This is a genomic window from Rhizobium phaseoli, from assembly GCF_001664385.1.
GTDB classification, from domain to species: domain Bacteria; phylum Pseudomonadota; class Alphaproteobacteria; order Rhizobiales; family Rhizobiaceae; genus Rhizobium; species Rhizobium phaseoli.
This window is the reverse complement of the sequence record NZ_CP013533.1, coordinates 265549-284117: the sequence shown is the minus strand read 5'-3', so window position 1 is coordinate 284117 and position 18569 is coordinate 265549. Positions and strand designations below refer to the sequence as shown.

The 18569-nt window shown below is 62.8% G+C and carries 19 protein-coding genes and 1 pseudogene; 11 read left to right on the top strand and 9 right to left on the bottom strand.

Translation table 11 applies throughout. The features are described 5' to 3' along the window. Positions 1-14: 14 nt before the first annotated feature. Positions 15-1088 (bottom strand): ABC transporter substrate-binding protein, encoded by a 1074-nt coding sequence (locus AMC88_RS23035; protein ID WP_064826102.1) that lies wholly within the window; start codon positions 1086-1088, stop codon positions 15-17. Positions 1089-1338: 250 nt separating this feature from the next. Here AMC88_RS23035 and AMC88_RS23030 point away from each other — a divergent pair, with 250 nt between their 5' ends. From AMC88_RS23030 to AMC88_RS23010, 5 genes and pseudogenes are all read left to right on the top strand, one after another. Then, a complete protein-coding gene (locus AMC88_RS23030) occupies positions 1339-2124 on the top strand; it encodes an IclR family transcriptional regulator (RefSeq protein WP_064826051.1) in 786 nt (261 codons plus the stop codon). A gap of 320 nt (positions 2125-2444) precedes the next feature. Then, a complete protein-coding gene (locus AMC88_RS23025) occupies positions 2445-3797 on the top strand; it encodes an LLM class flavin-dependent oxidoreductase (RefSeq protein ID WP_064826050.1) in 1353 nt (450 codons plus the stop codon). 10 nt (positions 3798-3807) lie between these two features. Further along, positions 3808-4659 carry an ABC transporter permease gene (locus tag AMC88_RS23020; protein ID WP_064826049.1) on the top strand — a complete coding sequence of 284 codons (852 nt, stop codon included), beginning with the start codon at positions 3808-3810 and terminating at the stop codon, positions 4657-4659. Between the two features lie 38 nt (positions 4660-4697). Continuing rightward, positions 4698-5681: an ABC transporter substrate-binding protein gene (locus AMC88_RS23015; protein ID WP_064830098.1), complete on the top strand. Its 984-nt coding sequence runs from the start codon at positions 4698-4700 to the stop codon at positions 5679-5681. A 9-nt stretch (positions 5682-5690) separates the two neighbouring features. Next, positions 5691-6459: pseudogene (locus tag AMC88_RS23010) on the top strand (ABC transporter ATP-binding protein). Between the two features lie 34 nt (positions 6460-6493). Here the strand turns inward: AMC88_RS23010 and AMC88_RS23005 are convergent. From AMC88_RS23005 to AMC88_RS22995, 3 genes are all read right to left on the bottom strand, one after another. Continuing rightward, entirely contained in the window at positions 6494-6928 is a 435-nt protein-coding gene (locus AMC88_RS23005; RefSeq protein WP_064826047.1) for a type II toxin-antitoxin system VapC family toxin, read from the bottom strand. Then, complete coding sequence (locus AMC88_RS23000) at positions 6925-7191, bottom strand: type II toxin-antitoxin system Phd/YefM family antitoxin (protein ID WP_064826046.1); 267 nt, start codon at positions 7189-7191, stop codon at positions 6925-6927. Before AMC88_RS23000 ends, AMC88_RS23005 begins: the two co-directional genes overlap by 4 nt. A 75-nt stretch (positions 7192-7266) precedes the next feature. After that, the gene (locus AMC88_RS22995) at positions 7267-9078 is read right to left on the bottom strand and encodes a chloride channel protein (protein ID WP_064826045.1); all 1812 of its coding nucleotides are present in this window, start codon (positions 9076-9078) and stop codon (positions 7267-7269) included. A gap of 206 nt (positions 9079-9284) precedes the next feature. On the opposite strand from AMC88_RS22995, the gene AMC88_RS22990 reads away from it, so the two are divergent. Then, complete coding sequence (locus tag AMC88_RS22990) at positions 9285-9719, top strand: MarR family winged helix-turn-helix transcriptional regulator (RefSeq protein ID WP_016737028.1); 435 nt, start codon at positions 9285-9287, stop codon at positions 9717-9719. 91 nt (positions 9720-9810) lie between these two features. On the opposite strand, the gene AMC88_RS22985 is transcribed toward AMC88_RS22990, so the two are convergent. The 5 genes from AMC88_RS22985 to AMC88_RS22965 all read right to left on the bottom strand — a co-directional run bounded on the left by AMC88_RS22985 (position 9811) and on the right by AMC88_RS22965 (position 13874). Then, a complete protein-coding gene (locus tag AMC88_RS22985) occupies positions 9811-10719 on the bottom strand; it encodes a homocysteine S-methyltransferase family protein (RefSeq protein ID WP_064826044.1) in 909 nt (302 codons plus the stop codon). 113 nt (positions 10720-10832) lie between these two features. Next, a complete protein-coding gene (locus AMC88_RS22980) occupies positions 10833-11522 on the bottom strand; it encodes an ABC transporter permease (protein ID WP_064826043.1) in 690 nt (229 codons plus the stop codon). 13 nt (positions 11523-11535) lie between these two features. After that, positions 11536-12261 (bottom strand): ABC transporter permease, encoded by a 726-nt coding sequence (locus AMC88_RS22975; protein WP_064826042.1) that lies wholly within the window; start codon positions 12259-12261, stop codon positions 11536-11538. 12 nt (positions 12262-12273) lie between these two features. After that, a complete protein-coding gene (locus AMC88_RS22970) occupies positions 12274-13047 on the bottom strand; it encodes a transporter substrate-binding domain-containing protein (protein WP_004670794.1) in 774 nt (257 codons plus the stop codon). Positions 13048-13094: 47 nt separating this feature from the next. After that, positions 13095-13874, bottom strand: coding sequence for an ABC transporter ATP-binding protein (locus AMC88_RS22965; protein WP_004670792.1), 780 nt, complete (start codon positions 13872-13874; stop codon positions 13095-13097). Between the two features lie 157 nt (positions 13875-14031). Here AMC88_RS22965 and AMC88_RS22960 point away from each other — a divergent pair, with 157 nt between their 5' ends. The 5 genes from AMC88_RS22960 to mctP all read left to right on the top strand — a co-directional run bounded on the left by AMC88_RS22960 (position 14032) and on the right by mctP (position 18542). After that, the gene (locus AMC88_RS22960; RefSeq protein ID WP_016737033.1) at positions 14032-14496 is read left to right on the top strand and encodes an Lrp/AsnC family transcriptional regulator; all 465 of its coding nucleotides are present in this window, start codon (positions 14032-14034) and stop codon (positions 14494-14496) included. An 81-nt stretch (positions 14497-14577) separates the two neighbouring features. Continuing rightward, a complete protein-coding gene (gene mctS / locus AMC88_RS22955) occupies positions 14578-15963 on the top strand; it encodes a two-component system sensor histidine kinase MctS (RefSeq protein ID WP_064826041.1) in 1386 nt (461 codons plus the stop codon). Next, positions 15960-16631 (top strand): two-component system response regulator MctR, encoded by a 672-nt coding sequence (gene mctR / locus AMC88_RS22950; RefSeq protein ID WP_064826040.1) that lies wholly within the window; start codon positions 15960-15962, stop codon positions 16629-16631. The genes mctS and mctR overlap by 4 nt, the downstream gene beginning before the upstream one ends. A gap of 248 nt (positions 16632-16879) precedes the next feature. Beyond that, complete coding sequence (locus AMC88_RS22945; RefSeq protein WP_010014871.1) at positions 16880-17077, top strand: DUF3311 domain-containing protein; 198 nt, start codon at positions 16880-16882, stop codon at positions 17075-17077. Next, positions 17067-18542 (top strand): monocarboxylate uptake permease MctP, encoded by a 1476-nt coding sequence (gene mctP, locus AMC88_RS22940; protein WP_064826039.1) that lies wholly within the window; start codon positions 17067-17069, stop codon positions 18540-18542. Before AMC88_RS22945 ends, mctP begins: the two co-directional genes overlap by 11 nt. The last annotated feature ends 27 nt before the right edge of the window (positions 18543-18569 follow it).

The following is an 18569-nucleotide window of genomic DNA, read 5'->3' as shown; positions in this document are numbered from 1 at the left end:
TCCCTCAATCCGGATTACTTGGACGCAAGCAGCTTGTCGAAGAGCGCCTTGTCGTAATCCGAATAGATATAGCCGTCGGCCGGGAACTTGTCGGCGCGGGCGAGATAGCTGCCGATGGTGCTGTCGTCGATGACGGGCAGCGGCACCTTGACGAAGGCAGGGACATCCTTGCCTTGCAGCGCCTGCACGGCGGTATACACGGAAAGCGCGCCGAGCCAGTTCGGCTGCATGGTCGCCCAGCCCTTCAGGCCCTTCTCCTTCCAGAGTTCCAGGAACTGCCGGGCATTTTCGCCTGACGTCGGCACCTGATCGCGGCCCTGGCGCTCGAAGGCCAGGACCGAGCCGGCCGACAGCGCGCCGCCGAGCGACAGCACGCCGTCGATCTCGGGATTGGCAAACAGCAGGCTGGTCATCGCTTCCTGTGCGGGCGCGACGTTATATTCGGTATTGGTCTCGGTGATCACCTGGAGGCCCGGATTGGCATCGAGGACCGGCTGGGCGCCCTTGCGGCGATCATCGCTGACCGAGATGCCGGCCGGGCCGTTCATGATGATGATCTTGCCCTTGCCGCCGAGCTGGCTGACCATCCACTTGGCAGCAGTCGCACCCCATTCGCTGGAATCGGTGTTGATCTTCGCCGTCACCTTGTCGGTGTTGACGAGGCTGTCGAAATTGACGACCGCAATGCCCTTGTCGCAGGCGTCCGATATGACGCGGTCGAGCGCGTTGGAAGAACCGGCGATGACGACGATGGCGTCGACATTGGCGTCGATCATCGACTGGATATGCTGGATCTGCGTCTGGGCGTTGCCCTGCGCGTCGGTGATCATCAGGTCCTTGACGAGGCCCGCCTTCTTCAGTTCCTCCACTTCGGCGGTGATGGTGCCTTCGGTCTGCTTCATCCAGGTCGGCACTGAATAGATGTTCGCCCAGCCGATCGTGTAGGGCGCTTTCCTGTCGCCCTTGATGCAATTGGCCGCGGCCGAGGCCGTGCCGGCCGAAAAGGCAAGCAGGGTGGCTGCGGCTGCAGCGCCCGCGAGAAAGCGGCGGCGCAGTGAAACGGAAATGCTTTCTTCAAAATTCTTCATGTCGATCCCCTTTTTGCGGCAGCGCTTGCGGCTTGCCATTTGTTATTGTCCGCTATATTGTACATGTGATCTTTATACCGGACGCGCCGATCTTATGCCGATTTTTTTACCCCGCAAGAGGGGTGGGAAAATTTCATTTGCGAAGCATGGCGGGATCGATTGACAGATGCGGCAGACGGCTTGACAAGCTTGGCCGGACAAGAACAGAGCCCGACAAGAACCGGGCCCAACAAGAACGGGATTGACAGCGATGGATGCAGTTCAGGACGAAGCAGCCGGCAAGCGCGCCCGAGGGCTCGACCGCGCCTTCGAGATCCTCGACTTCCTGCGCCAGAAACGGCAGGCCTTGAAGCCGAATGAAATCGCCGCGCAGATCGGCGCGCCGCGCTCATCGGTCTACGAGCTCGTCAACCTGCTGCTGAGCAATGGCATTCTCGAATTCACCGGCGGCGAGGGGCGCGTCTATCTCGGCCGCAAGCTTTATTTCCTCGGCGCCGCCTATGAGAACCATTTCGATTTCACCCGCGAATGCGAGGCGGCGCTGGAACAGCTTGCCGACGAGACGCGGGAGACGGCGCAGTTCTGCATGCTGGATGGAAACAAATATACGGTCGTGCGCATGCGCGAGGGCGCCCGGCCGTTCCGCATTTCAACGGATGTCGGCCAGTCGGTGCCGATCCCGTGGACGGCGTCGGGCCGCCTGCTCGTCGCGCATCTGTCGGATCAGGACATCCTGAATTTCATTCCGCCGCAGGATTTCCGCCTGCCGGGCGGCGAATGGCTCGAGCCCCAGACCTTCATCGCCGAGGTGCGCCAGGCCGAGCGTGAAGGTCTCTTCACCTTCAACAGCATCGTCGACAGCTTCACCCATTGTTTCGCCGTGCCGGTGCGCGGCGAGGAGGGCCATGCTGCTGCAACGCTCTGCCTCGTCACCCCCCGCGACGACGGCATCGCCAACCGGGACCGCTACCTCGACTGCCTGAAGAAGGCCGCCGCCGGCCTGGAGCATGCCCCGGCCCGGCCAAGACGGGGCTGACGTCTCGTGATATCAAGGCATATCTGCCGGCGCGGGCATTCGTCGGCAAGCGGGTGCGTCCGCAGGCCTTCAGCGATACCGGCTCCGCCCGCCTGACACGGCCACTCTGCGACCGAGCGCAAGACGCCATCTTGCAGCGGCGCCGATCTGCGATTTCCACATTTCCCCCGATTCCGCAAAACTATTCACTCTTCTTCCGTAATTAGGAAATGAAGTTTCTCTATAAAATCTATGGAGAACGTAACCTAACGTCCTGACAGCCAAATTGGCCTCGGCCCCGAAACGACGGGGCCATTAGCGGCAAACCGAGAGGACGCGACATGACACGGAAAATCAGGCTTGGGGCATTTCTTCCTGGTGGCGGACAGCATGTCGCATCCTGGCGCCACCCCGACCAGCCGGCCGATGGCGCCACCAGTTTTGAATTTCACAGGAAGCTCGCTTTGACGGCCGAGCGCGGCCTCTTCGACGCCTATTTCCTGGCCGACAACCTGGCTGTCGGTTTCGGTGGCGCGCGAGAAGGCGGCAACGCCCGCGTGGCCGGCTTCGAGCCCGTCACATTGTTCTCCGCGCTCGCGCCTCTGACCACCCATCTCGGCTTCATCGCGACGTCTTCGACCACCTATGAGGAGCCTTATACCACCGCCCGGAAATTCGCTTCGCTCGACCTGATCTCGGACGGCCGCGCCGGCTGGAACGTCGTCACCACCACAGGCGACCCCACGGCGCAGAATTTCAACCGCGATACCCAGCTGCCGCATGCCGAGCGCTATCGCCGCGCCGCCGAGCATGTCGAGGTCGTCCGCAAACTCTGGGAAAGCTTCGAGGACGACGCCTTCATCCGCGACAAGGAGACCGGCGTGTTCTTCGACCCGGCGAAGCTGCACGACACCGACCATCGCGGCGAGCACTTCAGCGTGCGCGGCCCGCTCAACGTCTCGCGCTCGCCGCAGGGCCATCCCGTTATCGTGCAGGCCGGCCAGTCCGAAGACGGGCGCGGGCTCGCCGCCGCGACGGCCGAAGTCATCTTCACCGCCCATCAGCACATCGAAACCGCCCAGGAATTCTATCGCGATATCAAGGCGCGCGCCTGCGGCCTCGGCCGCAATCCCGATCATATCCTGGTCATGCCCGGCGTCTCCGCTTTCGTCGGCAGGACCGAAGCGGAAGCGCGGGAGAAATACGACCGCCTGACCTCGCTCATCGTCGAAGAGGACGGCATCGGCCTGCTCAACGGCCTGACCGGCGGGACGCTTGATCTGCACGGCTACGACCTCGACGGACCGCTGCCGCCGGCACCACCAACCGAAGGCATGAAGAGCCGCCAGGCCCTCATCCGCCAGATCGCCGACGAGAACAACTTCACCATCCGCCAGCTCTACCAGTGGATCGCATCCGCCCGCGGCCACTACACCATCGTCGGCACCGCCGAGCAGATCGCCGACACGCTGCAGCAATGGTTCGAGAACGAAGCCGCCGACGGCTTCAACATTCTGCCACCCTGGCTGCCGACAGCGCTCGACGACTTCGTCGATCTGGTCATTCCGGAACTGCAGCGCCGCGGCCTGTTCCGCACGGCCTATGAAGGCAAGACGCTGCGGGAAAACCTCGGCCTGCCTTTCCCGACCAATCGATGGGCTGCGAGGCACGCAGCTCTCCAGGCAGCAGAGTGAGGAGCGATCCATGGCTTATGAAATCAATCAGGTCCTCCCAAGAAGCTTCGGCCGCCTGAAGAGCGGCGAAAGCAATACGCCCACTTTCGCGTCGCATGTGCGCGGTGTGCTCGCATCGCTTCTGCCGCGCTACGGCCTGCTGATCGCTTTCCTCGCACTCTGGCAGGTTTCGAGCACCAGGGGCTGGATCAATCCGGCCATCTTCCCGCCCCTGAACGTGATCCTGTCGGCACTCTGGACCAACCTTGCCAATGGCGCGCTGCTCGATGACATCGCCATCAGCCTGCAGCGATCCGGCACCGCCTTCGCCTTCTCCGTCGTCGTCGGCATTCCGCTCGGCCTGTTCATGGGCCAGTTTCGTACCGTCGAGCAGGCGCTCGACCCGATCCTGCAACTCTTCCGCCAGACCTCGGCGCTGGCGCTCTATCCAGTCTTCATCCTGCTGCTCGGCCTCGGCGAAACGTCGAAGATCTTCGTGATCTTCTGGGCGACGCTGTTTCCGGTGCTGCTCGCCACGATCGGCGGCGTCAAGGAGGTGGACCAGAAGCTCATCGAGATGGCGCGCACCTATGGCGCCGGATCGCTGACCGTTTTCCGCCGCGTTATCCTGCCGGCCTCCGTCCCCGCAATCTTCGTCGGCCTGCGCCTCTCGGCAACAACGGTACTTCTGCTGCTGATCGCCGCCGAGATGATCGGCGCCAACAAGGGCATCGGCTTCCAGGTGATGAACGCCCAGTACAATTTCCAGATCCCGCTGATGTTTGCGGCGATCCTGCTGCTCGCCTTCCTCGGGCTTGCCGCCAATGCCTTGCTCGTTCTGCTGCAGCGCCGCCTCTGCCGCTGGTCTCAGCCGAGCGCCTGACTGCTTCCACCGAAATTTCTCTTCCGAAAGGACTTCCCATGACCTTCCATCCCCGCAACCTTCTCCTGCCGGCCGTGATCGCTCTCGGTCTTGCCACGCCGGCCGCCGCCACCGACACGGTGAAACTGCGCTACCTCGCAAGCCAGGGCGGCCTTGCCGCCCATGAACTCGCCGACGCGCTCGGCTATTTCAAAGACACCGGCATCACGTTTGAGAATGTCGGCTATGCCCAGGGTGGCCCGGCCTCTCTCATCGCTCTTGCATCCGGGGATGTGGAGATCGGCAGCGCCGCCACCTCCGCCGTCCTGAATTCGATTATCGGCGGCAATGATTTCGTCGCCGCCTATCCATCGAACGGCATCAATGACGAGGTGCAGTCGACCTTCTACGTGCTGGACGACAGCCCGATCAAAAGCATCAAGGACATTGCCGGCAAGAGCATCGCGGTCAACACGCTCGGCGCCCATCTCGATTACACCATTCGCGAAGCCCTGCATTCCGTCGGCCCGCCGAGCGACTCCGCCAACCAGGTCGTCGTTCCCGGGCCGCAGCTCGAGCAGGTGTTGCGCTCCAAGCAGGTCGATATCGCCGCCTTCGGCTACTGGCAGACGACCTTCGAAGGTGCGGCGCTGAAGAACGGCGGCCTGCGTGCGGTCTTCGACGATACCGACGTGCTCGGCGACATCGCCGGTGGCTTCGTGGTCCTGCGCCGCGATTTCATTCAGCAGCATCCCGAGGCTGCGAAGATCTTCGTCGAGCAGTCGGCGCGCGCCCTCGACTATGCCCGCGAACATCCCGAGGAAACCAAGAAGATCCTGGCAAAGGCACTCGGTGAGCGTGGCGAAAACCCTGACATCGCGCAGTATTTCCGCGGCTACGGCGTGCGTGCCGGCGGCCTGCCGGTTGAACGCGACATACAGTTCTGGATCGACGTGCTGGTTCGCGAGGGCAAACTGAAGCAGGGCCAGCTGGCGGCCAAGGACATCATCTACACGGCCGACACCAAGCCGGCGAGCAATTGAGGAGCCATGATGAGCCTCGCCCAGGACATTCGCCGCGGAGAGGTGACAATCCGTCACCTCTCCAAATCCTACAAGCTGAACGGCAGCCATCTGCAGGTTCTGAAAGATATCAATCTCCACATCCGCTCCGGCGAAAGTCTTGCGATCGTCGGCGCCAGCGGCTCGGGCAAGACGACCTTGCTCCGGGTTCTCGCCGGCCTCGAAGAATCCGACACCGGTGAGGTGCTCGTCGACGGCAAGGCGATCCGCGGCGTCGGTGCGGAACGCGCCGTCATCTTCCAGGAGCCGCGCCTTCTTCCCTGGCTCGACGTCCTCGGCAATGTCGCCTTCGGGCTGGAAACGAGAGGTCTGACCCGCGAGCTGGCGCGGGCGCGGGCGCGTCACTACGTCAAGCTCGTCGGCCTGCAGCAATTCGAGGCGGCCTATCCCCGGCAGCTGTCCGGCGGCATGGCGCAGCGCGTCGGCATCGCCCGAGCGCTTGCCGTCCAGCCGGAAATCCTGCTGCTCGACGAACCGCTCGGCGCGCTCGACGCGATGACCAAGATCGGCATGCAGCAGGAACTCGCCCGGATCTGGCGCGACGAGGATGTGACGACCATTCTCGTCACGCATGATCTCGAGGAGGCACTATCTCGCCGACCGGATTCTGATCCTGCCGCGGGAGAAGGGAGCCGAGCCGCGCCTGATCGATATCGATCTGCCGCGCCCGCGCGACCGCAGCGCACCGGAATTCGTCCGCCATCGCGAGGAGCTGCTCAACCTGTTCGGGCTGCATTGAAGGCTGCTGCCCCGGGCCACCCGGATTACTCGGTTTAGGGATCGAGAGGATCGACCCAGGGATCAACGAGTTCGATCCCGAATCCCTCGAAATCTCTGGTGTTACGTATAGCCAGAGTGAGATCGTGAGCAACCGCGGTTGCTGCGATCAGGCCGTCCATTGAGGAAAGGCCGCGACCGCTCCGCTTCGCCTGGCCCATCAGGTCGCCCCAGGCCAAGGCAACCGGCTCCTCCACCGGGATGATGCGACGCTCGAAGCGTTGCGGCAGGTCCCGGGCAAGCCATTCGGCCAGCGCGTCGCGTTTTCGTCCGCTGTCCATCAAGGCGACACCGCGCCGGATCTCCGCGATCGACACGATGCTGATGAAGGTGCGATCCTCGTCGAGCTTGTCCAGCCACGCCAAGACGCGCATGTCAGGGTTCGGCTTCGTCACCTCGGACAGGACGTTGGTGTCCAGCAGAAGCCTCACAGTTCAGGATCACGCGGTTCGTCGCGTTGACGCTCGAGATCCAGATCAGCGCCGCGCAGCGGCGAACTCATCAGAAACTCGACAAGCGTACCCTTGCGCGCCGTCTTGCGCTGCCATTCCTCGGCGGAGACGACGACGACGCTCGGCTTGCCGTTCCGGGTAATCGTCTGCGGCGCGGATTGCGCGCGTTCGATAACCTCGGAAAGCTTTGCCTTTGCGCTGGCAACGGTCCAGCTTTCATCGCCTTGCCGTGATGGCTGCATTGCGCAACTCCATGACCAGAATGACCATAGTGACTATATAAGCCACGGCTGGAGAATTGGCAAGCGGCGTGGCTATCACGGTTTGCTTCGCGTTCCTGCGGTCAGATAGGGCCGCCGGTCCAATTCCGCCGACCGCAGGGAACTGCGCAGCCGCAGCAGATCTTTTCGGGCGATCAGGCCGCACAGCCTGCCCGATGCCGGATCGACGATCGGGATACGGCCATTGTCCGTCGACAGCATCAGGTCGGCGATGAAGGCGACGGTATCGTCAGGATGCCCGACGGGAACGGAATCATCCGTGATGGTTTCGCCAAGCGTCTGGGCGGCGAGGTCGGGCTTGCCCTGCCAAAGCAGGGCATCGGCCCGCGAGACGATGCCGGCCAGTTTGCCCGCAGCATCGACCACCGGGTAGATCCGGTGCGTCTTCTGCTCGGAGACGAAGAAATCGCAAGCCTCGCCGATGGTCATGGTGACGGGAAGCGTGTCGACATCGCCGATCATGATATCCCTTGCCCGGGAGAGTTCGAACGGATCGACGCCATATTCGCGGGTGATGTGCTGCCCGCGGCGCGCAATCTTCTCGGTGAGGATCGAGCGGCGCAACAGCAGCACCGTGACGGCATAGGCCACCACCGTTGCGGCGAGCAGGGGAACGAGCGCGCTGATGTCGCCGGTAATCTCCATCGCAAAGAAGGTGCCGGTGAGCGGCGCCCGCATGGTTCCGCCCATCATCGCCGCCATTCCGAGCAGCGCCCAGAAGCCCGGATCATTGCCCGGCATGATCAGCCCGACCAGCCATCCGAGAGCGCCGCCGAAGATGAGAAGCGGCGCGAGCACGCCGCCCGATGTGCCCGACGACAGGGCAAACAGCCAGATGATTGCTTTCACCAGCAGGATCGACAGTACCGCCGGCGCCAGCAGCCGGTTGTTGAGCAGGCCGTCGATAATGTCATAGCCGACGCCCATCGCCCGCGGCTCGATCAGGCCGCCGAGGCCGATGACGAGACCGCCGAGCATCGGCCACCACATCCAGTGGATCGGCAGCGCCTCGAACAGATCCTCGATCCGGTAGAGCAGCGTCGTCAGCAATCCCGATTGCAGTCCCGATATGATCCCTATCGCCGCACAAGCAAAAATCCCCCACCAGGGCAGGGTCACCTGGAAATGCGTCGGGAACAGCGGACCGACACCGAAGAGCAGCGGGCGCCAGCAGATCGACACGCAGGCGGCGACCGCGACGGGAATGAAGCTGCGCGGTTTCCATTCGAACAGTAAGAGTTCGACGGCCAGCATGACCGCGGCGATCGGCGAACCGAAAATCGCCGTCATACCTGCGGCCGCACCCGCGACGAGCAGCGTTTTCCGCTCGGCCGCACTCATGTGAAAGAACTGCGCGAAGAGCGATCCGATCGCTCCGCCGGTCATGATGATCGGCCCCTCGGCGCCGAACGGGCCGCCCGTTCCGATCGAGATTGCCGAGGACAGCGGCTTCAGCACGGCGACCTTCGGCGACATCCGGCTGCCGCCGATCAGGATGGCTTCGATCGCCTCGGGAATGCCGTGGCCGCGGATTTTTTCCGACCCGAAACGGGCCATCAGACCGATGACGAGCCCGCCGAGCGGCGGCACCAGCACCACCCACAGCGAGCGCGGAACGGCCGCCAGAGAGGCCGGCTCGATGCCGATCTCTCCGAACCAGACGACATTGGTCACAAGCGCGATCAGGCTGACGAGACACCAGGCTGCAAAGGCGCCTGACGTGCCGACGATGACGGCCATTCCGACCAGCAGGAGGACCCGCCTGTCGGTGGTGAAATCGCCGGCCTCGCGCCGGGAAAGACCGCCGGTGAAATCGTGCGGCCGGTTGCTTGGTTGATGCTGCGCCATGAAAGCCCCTGCTACGCAAAAACGGTCGGTTTGGGTGAGGTTATTATATCGTAATACGATATAAATCAATGGACGAACGTTGGAAGGCGAAAATCTCTCGGCAGGATGCCTGACTTGACCGGCTTGCGGCTGCCCCTCTATTCGAGATCGGCCATAATGCGCGCAAGGATCGCGTCCTGCGAACCAAGCGGCAGAGGAGAACGAGTGTGAAGAAAACCCCGCCGCCGCTGAGACAGGAGGATTATGAGGCGCTCGCCGACCTCAGGTTCGCGCTCCGCCAGTTCATGGACTTCAGCGCCTCAGCCGCCCAGTCGGAAGGCCTGCCCGTCCAGCAGCATCAGGCGCTGCTGGCGATCAAGGGACAGCGCGGTGAAGCGATGACCATCGGCATGCTGGCCGAGCGGCTGATCATCGCCCCGCATACGGCGACCGAGCTCGTCGGACGACTGTCGGATGCCGGACTGGTCGAACGCCATGCCGACCCGGCCGACAGGCGCCGCCAGACGCTCCTCCTGACCGAGAAGGCTGACGAGCTTCTGACCAGGCTGAGCGCCGTCCACCTGTCGGAAATCAGGGTGATGGCGCCGAAGCTGATCGAGCTGCTGCTCGAGCTTCAGAAGACAGCGCCGAAAGCGGAGTAATTGGTTTCGTCGCCCGCAGGCGAGGCCACAGAAAGAGCCCAAGCGCTGCGGGAGCGCCGGCAGCTCCCTCTCGGACGATCAAGCTTCGACCTCAGCTTCGAAGCGTCTTACCCAGACGATGGATGTGGGCAGCACCGATGCCACAGCAGCCGCCGATGATCGTCGCGCCGGCTTCGGCCCAGGAGCAGGCAAAACGCGAATAGGCGTCGTCATTCAGATCGTCGCGGGTCTCGTGCAGGCCTTCATTTGCGGCCGACTCGCCCTGTTCGCCTTCGAAGGCATTGGCATAGACGCCGATTTCGATGCCGGCATCCATCTTGCGGAATGCTGCGGCTGCCGTCGCGACGGCCGCCTCCATCACTTCCGGTTTGCTGCAATTGAACAGGAAGGCTTCGGCGCCCGATGACGCCGCCCAGGACGCCGCATCCTCGACGCTTTCGCCGGAACGAAGCTTCGGCTCGCCGCTTTCGATATCCGCTTTGTCATCGGCCAGCGTGAAGGAAATCCAGAACGGTTTACCCGATTCCGCCACCGCCTGACGGACGGCCTCGCCCTCGGCAATCAGGCTCAGCGTCTCGCCGAGCCATATGTCGACGAAAGGGGCGAGGTTTTCGACCAGCACCTTGAGGTAATCCTGCACCCGCTCAGGCTGAAAATTCTGCGGCTCGTAGGAGCCGAAGATCGGCGGCAGCGAACCGGCGACCAGCACCTTGCGACCAGGGACGGAATCGGCCGCCTCGCGCGCCAGGCGGCCGGCAAGACGGATCAGCGCTGCACCCTCCGTCTGAAACCGGTCCTCGCCGATGTGGAAAGGCACCAGCGCATAGCTGTTGGTCGTAATGATCTCAGAGCCGGCGGCGATGAATTCCTTATGCACCTCGCGCACGATTTCCGGCGAATTGATCAGCGCCAGGGCCGACCATTCCGGCTGTTTCAATTCGGCACCGAGCCGCAGCAGCTCGCGGCTCATGCCGCCATCGAGGATTCGTGTCGTGCTCATGATGGGTCTCCGTTCAGGCCGCCGCGCCGTTGCCGGCGGCGGGCTTTTCATAACAGGCGGGGCGAGGTGCGCGTCGATACGCGCAGAGGTTTATGGCTGGTCCCATCTCTCGGCTAACGCCGCACCGGCACCTGCGCTTCGAGACCTCGAAAGACGCGGGCGATGACGGCGGTCAGGGCGAGATAGAAGAGGGTGACGACAAGCAGTGGTTCGTAGACGAGCAGCGTGTCCTGGCGAACCTTGTTGGCCACGGCATAGAGATCCATCACCGTCACCGTGAAGGCGAGCGGCGTCGCCTTCAGCTGCATGACGATCTCCCCGGCAATGGTCGGCAGGGCGATACGGATGGCGCGCGGCAGCCAGATGCGGCGGGTCAGCTTCCAGGGCGACAGGCCGAAGGCACGCCCGGCTTCGAGCTCGCCCTTGGGAACGGCGAGCAGGGCGCCGCGCAGGACCTCTGCCTCGTAAGCCGCATAATTCAGCGTGAAGCTGACTGCGGCGAAGAAGAAGCCCTCGCGCAGGATCGGCCAGAACAGGCTTTGCCGGATGCCGGGGACCATCGGCAGCAGCGAGCCGACACCGTAATAGAGAAGCCACAGCTGGATCAGCAGCGGCGTGCCACGAAAGAAGGTGCAATAGCCGCGGGCCAGCAGCCGCGTCAGCCTGCCGCCGCTGACCTGCGCGAAGGCGAGGCCTATAGCAATGATGAAACCGAACACCACTGAGATGACCAGCAGCGCGACCGTCTGCCAGGCGCCGGCCAGAAGCAGCGGCCAATAGGAAGAGATCCAAGTGAAACTCATGGGGCGCGGCTCCTCAGGCGAGACGCGGCTGTCCCCGCCGCACCCGTCCCTCGATCAGCTTGAAAGCGACGTTGGAAATGAGTGTGATGGCGAGGTAGAGAAAGGCGGAAGCAAGGAAAAACACGAAGTAGTGTTTGGTGCTTGCCCCAGCGAGGCGGGTGGCGAGCGCCAGTTCTTGATAGCCGACGACCGCGACCAGCGCACTGTCCTTGGTGACCGACATCCACAGATTGGCAAGCCCCGGCAGCGCGTTCGGCAAAAGCGCCGGCAGCAGGACGCGGCGGAACCGCAGTACGGATCCCATGCCGAAGGCCTTGGCCGCTTCGATCTGGCCGGCGGGAATGGCGAGGATCGCGCCGCGTAGCACCTCGGTCATATAGGCGCCCTGCACGAAGCCGAGCACCGCGACCGCCGCAACAAAACCGTTCACATCGATCGGCGGCAGGTCCAATGCCGCCAGCAGCCGGTTGAGGCCGTCGGTGCCGGCATAATAGAGCCCGACGATCAGGATCAGCTCGGGAACGGCACGAATGACCGTGGTGTAGAGATCGAGCATGAGGCGGAGCGCGCGATTGCCCGAGAGCTTTCCAAGCGCGCCGCCCGTGCCGAGCAACAGGCCGACCGCGAAGGCGCAGGCCGAGATGGCGACCGTGGAGACCGCACCTGCCAAAAGAACGCCGCCCCATCCCGGAGGATAGGGGGACAGCAGGTCCAGAATGCCTTGTTGTGCGGTCGCCATCGCCGAGACTGCTTACTTCGCGCCGTAGATGTCGAAGTCGAAATATTTCTTGGTGATGGCGTCATACTGGCCGTTGGCCCGAACCGCAGCGATCGCCGCATTCAGCTTGGCTTTCAGCTCCGTGTCTTCCTTGCGCAACCCGCCCGAAACACCGGCTCCAAGGATTTCCTTGTCGTCGGCGACATCACCCATCTTGGCGCAGCAATCCTTGCCGCCGTCGCTCTTCAGGAAAGCGTCGAGCGCCAGCGAATCGCCGAAGACGTAGTCGATACGGCCGGAGGCCAGATCCTGGAAAGCCTCGTCGAGCGTCTGGTAGGTCTTCTCCTCGGCGGCGCCGGCGAAATACTTCTTGTAATATTCAGACTGGATCGTCGACACCTGGATGCCGATGGTCTTGCCCTTGACGTCCTCGGCGGTCGCACCCGGCTTCTGGTCCTTGGGACCGATCAGGGTGCTCGGCGTGTTGTAGTACTTGTCGGTGAAGTCGATCACCTTCGAGCGTTCCGCGGTGTTCGACATCGACGACCAGATCACGTCGAACTTCTTGCTCTGCAGCGCCGGAATGAGACCATCCCAGGAAATGTCCACGATCGAGCATTTCTCCTTCATCTCTGCACAGACGGCGTTCATCAGGTCGATTTCCCACCCGTGCCACTCACCCGAGGCGTCCTTGGCGAAGAAGGGCGGATAGGATTCATTCATGACGCCGAAGCGGACTTCGGCCTGTGCGGCGACCGCAGAAAGCGCAAGTGCCGCGCCGGCAAGGAGCGTGGGGAGCAGTTTCATTCGCAGGATTCTCCTGGTTCGTGTGTTGTCGATGATGGCTATGTGGATCAATGGGCGCTGAGACGGGTGAACTCCCGGCAGCGGGTGCTGACCGGCGCCCCGAAAACTTGCTCCGGCGGCCCCTCCTCCTCGATCCGTCCCTGATGCAGGAAGAGGACGCGGCTCGACACATCCCGGGCGAAGCGCATTTCATGCGTGACGATCAGCATGGTCCGGCCTTCCTCGGCGAGATCGCGGATGACCTTCAGGACCTCGCCGACCAGCTCCGGATCGAGCGCCGATGTCGGCTCGTCGAACAGCATGACGGCGGGGTCGACGCAGAGCGCCCTCGCAATCGCCGCGCGCTGCTGCTGACCGCCGGAGAGAAAGGCGGGATAGGTGTCACGCTTGTCGAACAGCCCGACCTTGTGGAGCAGGGCTTCCGCCTTTTCGATCGCCTCGCGCTTTGAAATGCCCATGACATGCACCGGCGCCTCGATCACGTTTTCCAGCACCGTGCGATGGGCCCAGAGATTGAAACTCTGAAAGACCATGCCGAGCCCCGTCCGCAGCCGTTCGATCTGCCGCCAGCTCTGCGGCTGCAGCCGCCCGCCGCGACCGGCTTTCAGCGCGACTTCCTCGCCGTTTACGGCGATACGGCCGTGATCCGGGGTTTCCAGGAAATTGATGCATCGGAGAAAAGTGCTCTTGCCGGAGCCCGACGAGCCGATGATCGAGATCACATCCGACTTGTGGGCCTCCGTCGAGATACCCTTGAGAACCTGTTGCGAGCCGAAGCTTTTATGGAGATCTTCGACGCGAAGAGCAGGAAAGGGCTGATCCGACATGCATGGGTCCGGCTGAATTCAATCTGCGAAGGATAATGATAAAATGACGCGGTTTTTTCGCGCAATTTCCATCTCTTTTGCATATTATGAGCAAAATAATCTTTTCAACGCCGCGAGTGCGGCGCAATGTTTGCTGCGGGAAGGATCGGACTGGACCATGGAGCAACTGGATCGTTTTGACCGGGACATTCTCGATATCGTGCAGCGCGATTGCCAGTTGAAAGCTGAAACGATCGCCGAACGAATCGGATTGTCGGTCTCCGCCGTGCAGCGGCGGTTGAAGCGGCTGCGCGAGGAAGGGATCATCAAGGCGGAGGTGGCCATACTCGATCGCAAGGCGACGGCGACATCGATGGTGTTCATCGTCGGAATGGAGATCGAGCGGGACAATTACGATGCGCTGGCGAAATTTCGCGTCTGGGCGGAAAAGCAGGATCACATCCAGCAGGTCTATTACGTTACCGGCGCGGTCGACCTGATCGCGATCGTCACCGCCCGTGACGTCGAGCATTATGACGACATTGCAGCCCTGATCATGGCCGACAATCCGCAGATCCGCCGCATGCATACCAATGTCGTGCTGCGCGACGTCAAGCTCGGCCTGTTCGTGCCACTGGAATAGCGATCGCGCCGGGGCAAGCGGCTGGACTCATATCGGACAAAGGGCATAATTCCGGGCGCAGATCCTTGGGAGGAATGACCGTTGACGCTACGACACCAGATCATCGCATTGGCGATCGTCCCGCTGGTCATTTCGATCCTTGCGATCACCACCTTCATCACCTGGCAATCGGCAAACCTCGCCAAGAACAGCATCGATACTTTCGAGCAGAACATGCTGAAGACCAAGGAAGCCGAGATCCTCAATCTGACCAATCTTGCCCTCTCGGCCATCCAGACGATCTATGATAAGGCCGGGGCCGACGACGAGGCCGCCAAGCAGCAGGTGGCTGATATTCTGACCTCGCTCGACTACGGCAAGGACGGGTATTTCTTCGTCTATGATTACGACGGCAACAATATCGTCCATCCGCGCCAGAGTTTCCGGCATGGGCACAATTGGCTCGATCTCACCGACCCGGATGGCGACAAGGTCATCGCCGAACTGATCGCCACGGCCAAGGCCGGCGGCGGCCTGCACCAGTATAAATGGCAGAAACCGTCAACCGGGCAGATCGCCGACAAGCTCTCCTTCGTCGTCAGCCTCGACAAATGGCACTGGGTCGTCGGCACCGGCGTCTATCTGGATGACGTCTTTGCCCAGAGTGCCGCCGCCAATGCGGTAACGCGCGCCAACATCAGACGGACCTTCGTCATCGTCGCGCTGATCGCCGTGCCTTCGGTGCTGGTCGTGTTCACCACCTGCATGCTGCTCACCTTCCATGAGCGCCGCATGGCCGACAGCCGCCTGAAGGAGTTGACGCAGCGGGTCATCGACACCCAGGAAGAAGAGCGCACCCGGCTGGCGCGCGAGCTGCACGACGGCATCTCCCAGACCCTTCTCGGCGTGCGTTATGCGATGGATCTTGCCGGCCGCAAGGTCAGGACCAATGTCGACGAGGCGGCGCTGACCATCGAGCGCGGCGTCGAGGCACTGAATGGGGCCATCAAGGAAATCCGCCTGCTCTCGCATGATCTGCGCCCGCGCGTGCTGGACGATCTTGGCCTGACGGCTGCGCTGGAGGCACTGTGTCATCACTTTGCCGAGCGGACGGGGATGGAGACGGAGATCGACGCCTCGGGCTTCGCCGGCACGCTGAAGGCGGAAGCCAGCACCGCCCTTTATCGCGTCGCCCAGGAGGCCTTCAACAATGTCGAGCGGCATTCGGGCGCCTCGAAGCTCTCGGTCAAGCTCTGGAGCGACGGCGGCCGTGCCCGCATGACCATCTCCGACAACGGCAGCGGCTTCGATGGCGCCAGGGATGGCGCCTTCGGCGCCTCGGGCCTCGGTCTGCGCAACATGCAGGAGCGGATGGCGCACTTCCGGGGCCTGTTGCTGATCAATAGCAGCGAGGTCGGCACGACGCTGACGGCGATGATGCCGAGATCGGCCAATCTTGCCGCCGGCAAGCAGGCGGAAGCCGCATGACGGAACGCCTGAAAATCAAGGTGCTGCTGATCGACAACCATCCGCTGGTGCTGGACGGGCTGAAAGCCGTGCTCGAAACCTTCGATCATATCGAAGTCGCCGGCACCGCCGGGCTGGCGCAGACCGGGCTCGATATCGCCCGGCAGATCCAGCCGCAGGTGGTGCTGATGGACATCAACATGCCGAAGCTCAGCGGCATCGATGCGATCGAGCTGTTCAGGAGCGAACTTCCGCAGACCCGCGTCGTGATGCTCTCCATGCATGACAGCCGCGAGTATATCTCCTCTTCGGTGATGCGCGGCGCCGCCGGTTATGTTCTGAAAGACGTCTCCACAGAGGAGATCGTCGCGGCGATCGAAACCGTCGCGGATGGCGGCACCTATTTCTCCTCCGGCGTCTTCGACGCGCTGATGAGGGAACGGGCGGAGGAGGGGAGCGATCCCTTGACGCCGCGCGAGCACGACACGCTCGGGCTGATCGTTGCCGGCCGCAGCAACCGCGAGATCGCCGAAGTGCTCGGGATAAGCGCTGCCACGGCGGAAACCCATCGCAAAAACCTCAAGAAGAAACTTGGCATCGCCACCACCGCAGGCCTGATCCGCTACGCGCTCGATCACGGCATCGCCTCGAAAATCGACGCGAATTCGCACCTACCCACTTCTGGGTAGGTCCCGGTATTTTGGCACTGCGCCCATCTTGTGGGGATAAAACCGACGCCCTAGGACTCCATTCGCGGCCGGCCAAGTGCCAAGCCGTTGGGAGGAATTCACATGCGTTACATCAGCTTCCGATCCGCCGGAAAAGCTCGAGCGACCCGAACCGGGCCTGCTGCCGCCGCCGGCTGATAGACCTGCCTTCCACGCCGACAACTGGAACATGGCGACCGCCAATTGCGGCGCCTGAAAGGTACTCCGACATGGAAAAACCACGTAGCAAGGCAGCGCTGTGGCTGCTGATCATTCCGTACATAGGTCTGCTCTGGCCGGCATTCTACAATCTCCGCGAGCCGTCGCTTTTCGGCTTTCCGTTCTTCTACTGGTATCAGCTTCTCTGGGTGCCGATCACCGCGACGCTGACCTGCATCGCCTATCGGAGCGTTCGCCATGACGACTGACATCAACGGCACGGCGCTTGCCGTCTTCATCTTCTTCTTCGCCCTCGTCACGGTCATGGGATTCGTCGCCAGCCGCTGGCGCAAGCCCGAGACGCTCGCCCACATCGATGAATGGGGTCTCGGCGGACGCAACTTCGGCACCTGGATCACCTGGTTCCTCGTCGGCGGCGATTTCTATACCGCCTATACCGTGATCGCCGTCCCGGCGCTGGTCTATACCGTCGGCGCCTACGGCTTCTTCGCACTGCCCTATACGATCGTCGTCTATCCCTTCGTCTTCATGGTCATGCCGGTCCTGTGGAAACGCGCCAAGGATTTCGGTTATGTCACGGCCGCCGACGTCGTCCACGGCCAGTACGGATCGCGCGGTCTCGAACTCGCGGTCGCGGCAACCGGCGTCATCGCCACCATGCCTTACATCGCCCTCCAGCTCGTCGGCATGACGGCGGTCCTGAAGGCGCTCGGGCTGCATGGCGAACTGCCGCTGGCGATCGCCTTCATCGTGCTGGCGCTCTATACCTATTCGGCGGGCCTGCGCGCTCCGGCGCTGATCGCCTTCGTCAAGGACATCATGATCTATATCGTGGTGATCGCGGCGGTCGCTCTGATCCCGTCGAAGCTCGGCGGTTATGCCAATGTCTTCGCCTCGGCCGATGCGGCCTTCCAGGCCAAAGGCTCCGGCAGCCTGCTGCTCGGCGGCAACCAGTATGTCGCCTATGCTACGCTGGCTCTCGGCTCGGCGCTTGCAGCCTTCATGTATCCGCATACGCTGACCGGCATCTTTGCCTCCAACAGCGGCAAGACGATCCGCAAGAACGCGATCATGCTGCCCGCCTATACGCTGCTGCTCGGCCTGCTGGCGCTGCTCGGCTATATGGGCCATGCCGCCAATCTGAAGCTCGATAGCGCCAATGACGTCGTTCCCACCCTGTTCAAGACGCTGTTTTCGGGCTGGTTCTCCGGCTTCGCCTTTGCGGCGATCGCCATCGGCGCACTGGTGCCGGCAGCGGTGATGAGCATCGGCGCCGCCAACCTCTTCACCCGCAATTTCTGGAAGGCCTATGTCGATCCCAAGGTCAGCGATGCGGGCGAAGCCAAGGTCGCGAAGGTGACGTCGCTGGTGGTGAAGGTCGGCGCACTTCTCGTCATCATCTTCCTGCCGACTCAGTTCGCCCTCGACCTGCAGCTGCTCGGCGGCATCTGGATCCTGCAGACGCTTCCGGCCCTGGTCTTCGGCCTCTACACCAACTGGTTCCGTGCGCCCGGCCTGCTTGCCGGCTGGTTCGTTGGGTTCTGCGGCGGCACCTTCCTCGTCTGGGACGCCGGCTGGAAGCCGCTGCACCTGATCAGCCTCGGCGGCGAACCCTTCACCGTCTACACCGGACTGCTGGCGCTCGCAGCAAATATCGGCGTCGCCGTCATCGTCAACGCCCTGCTACCGGCCAAGGTCCCGGCCCGGGCGTAAACCATAAAATACGAAGGGCAGCAATCG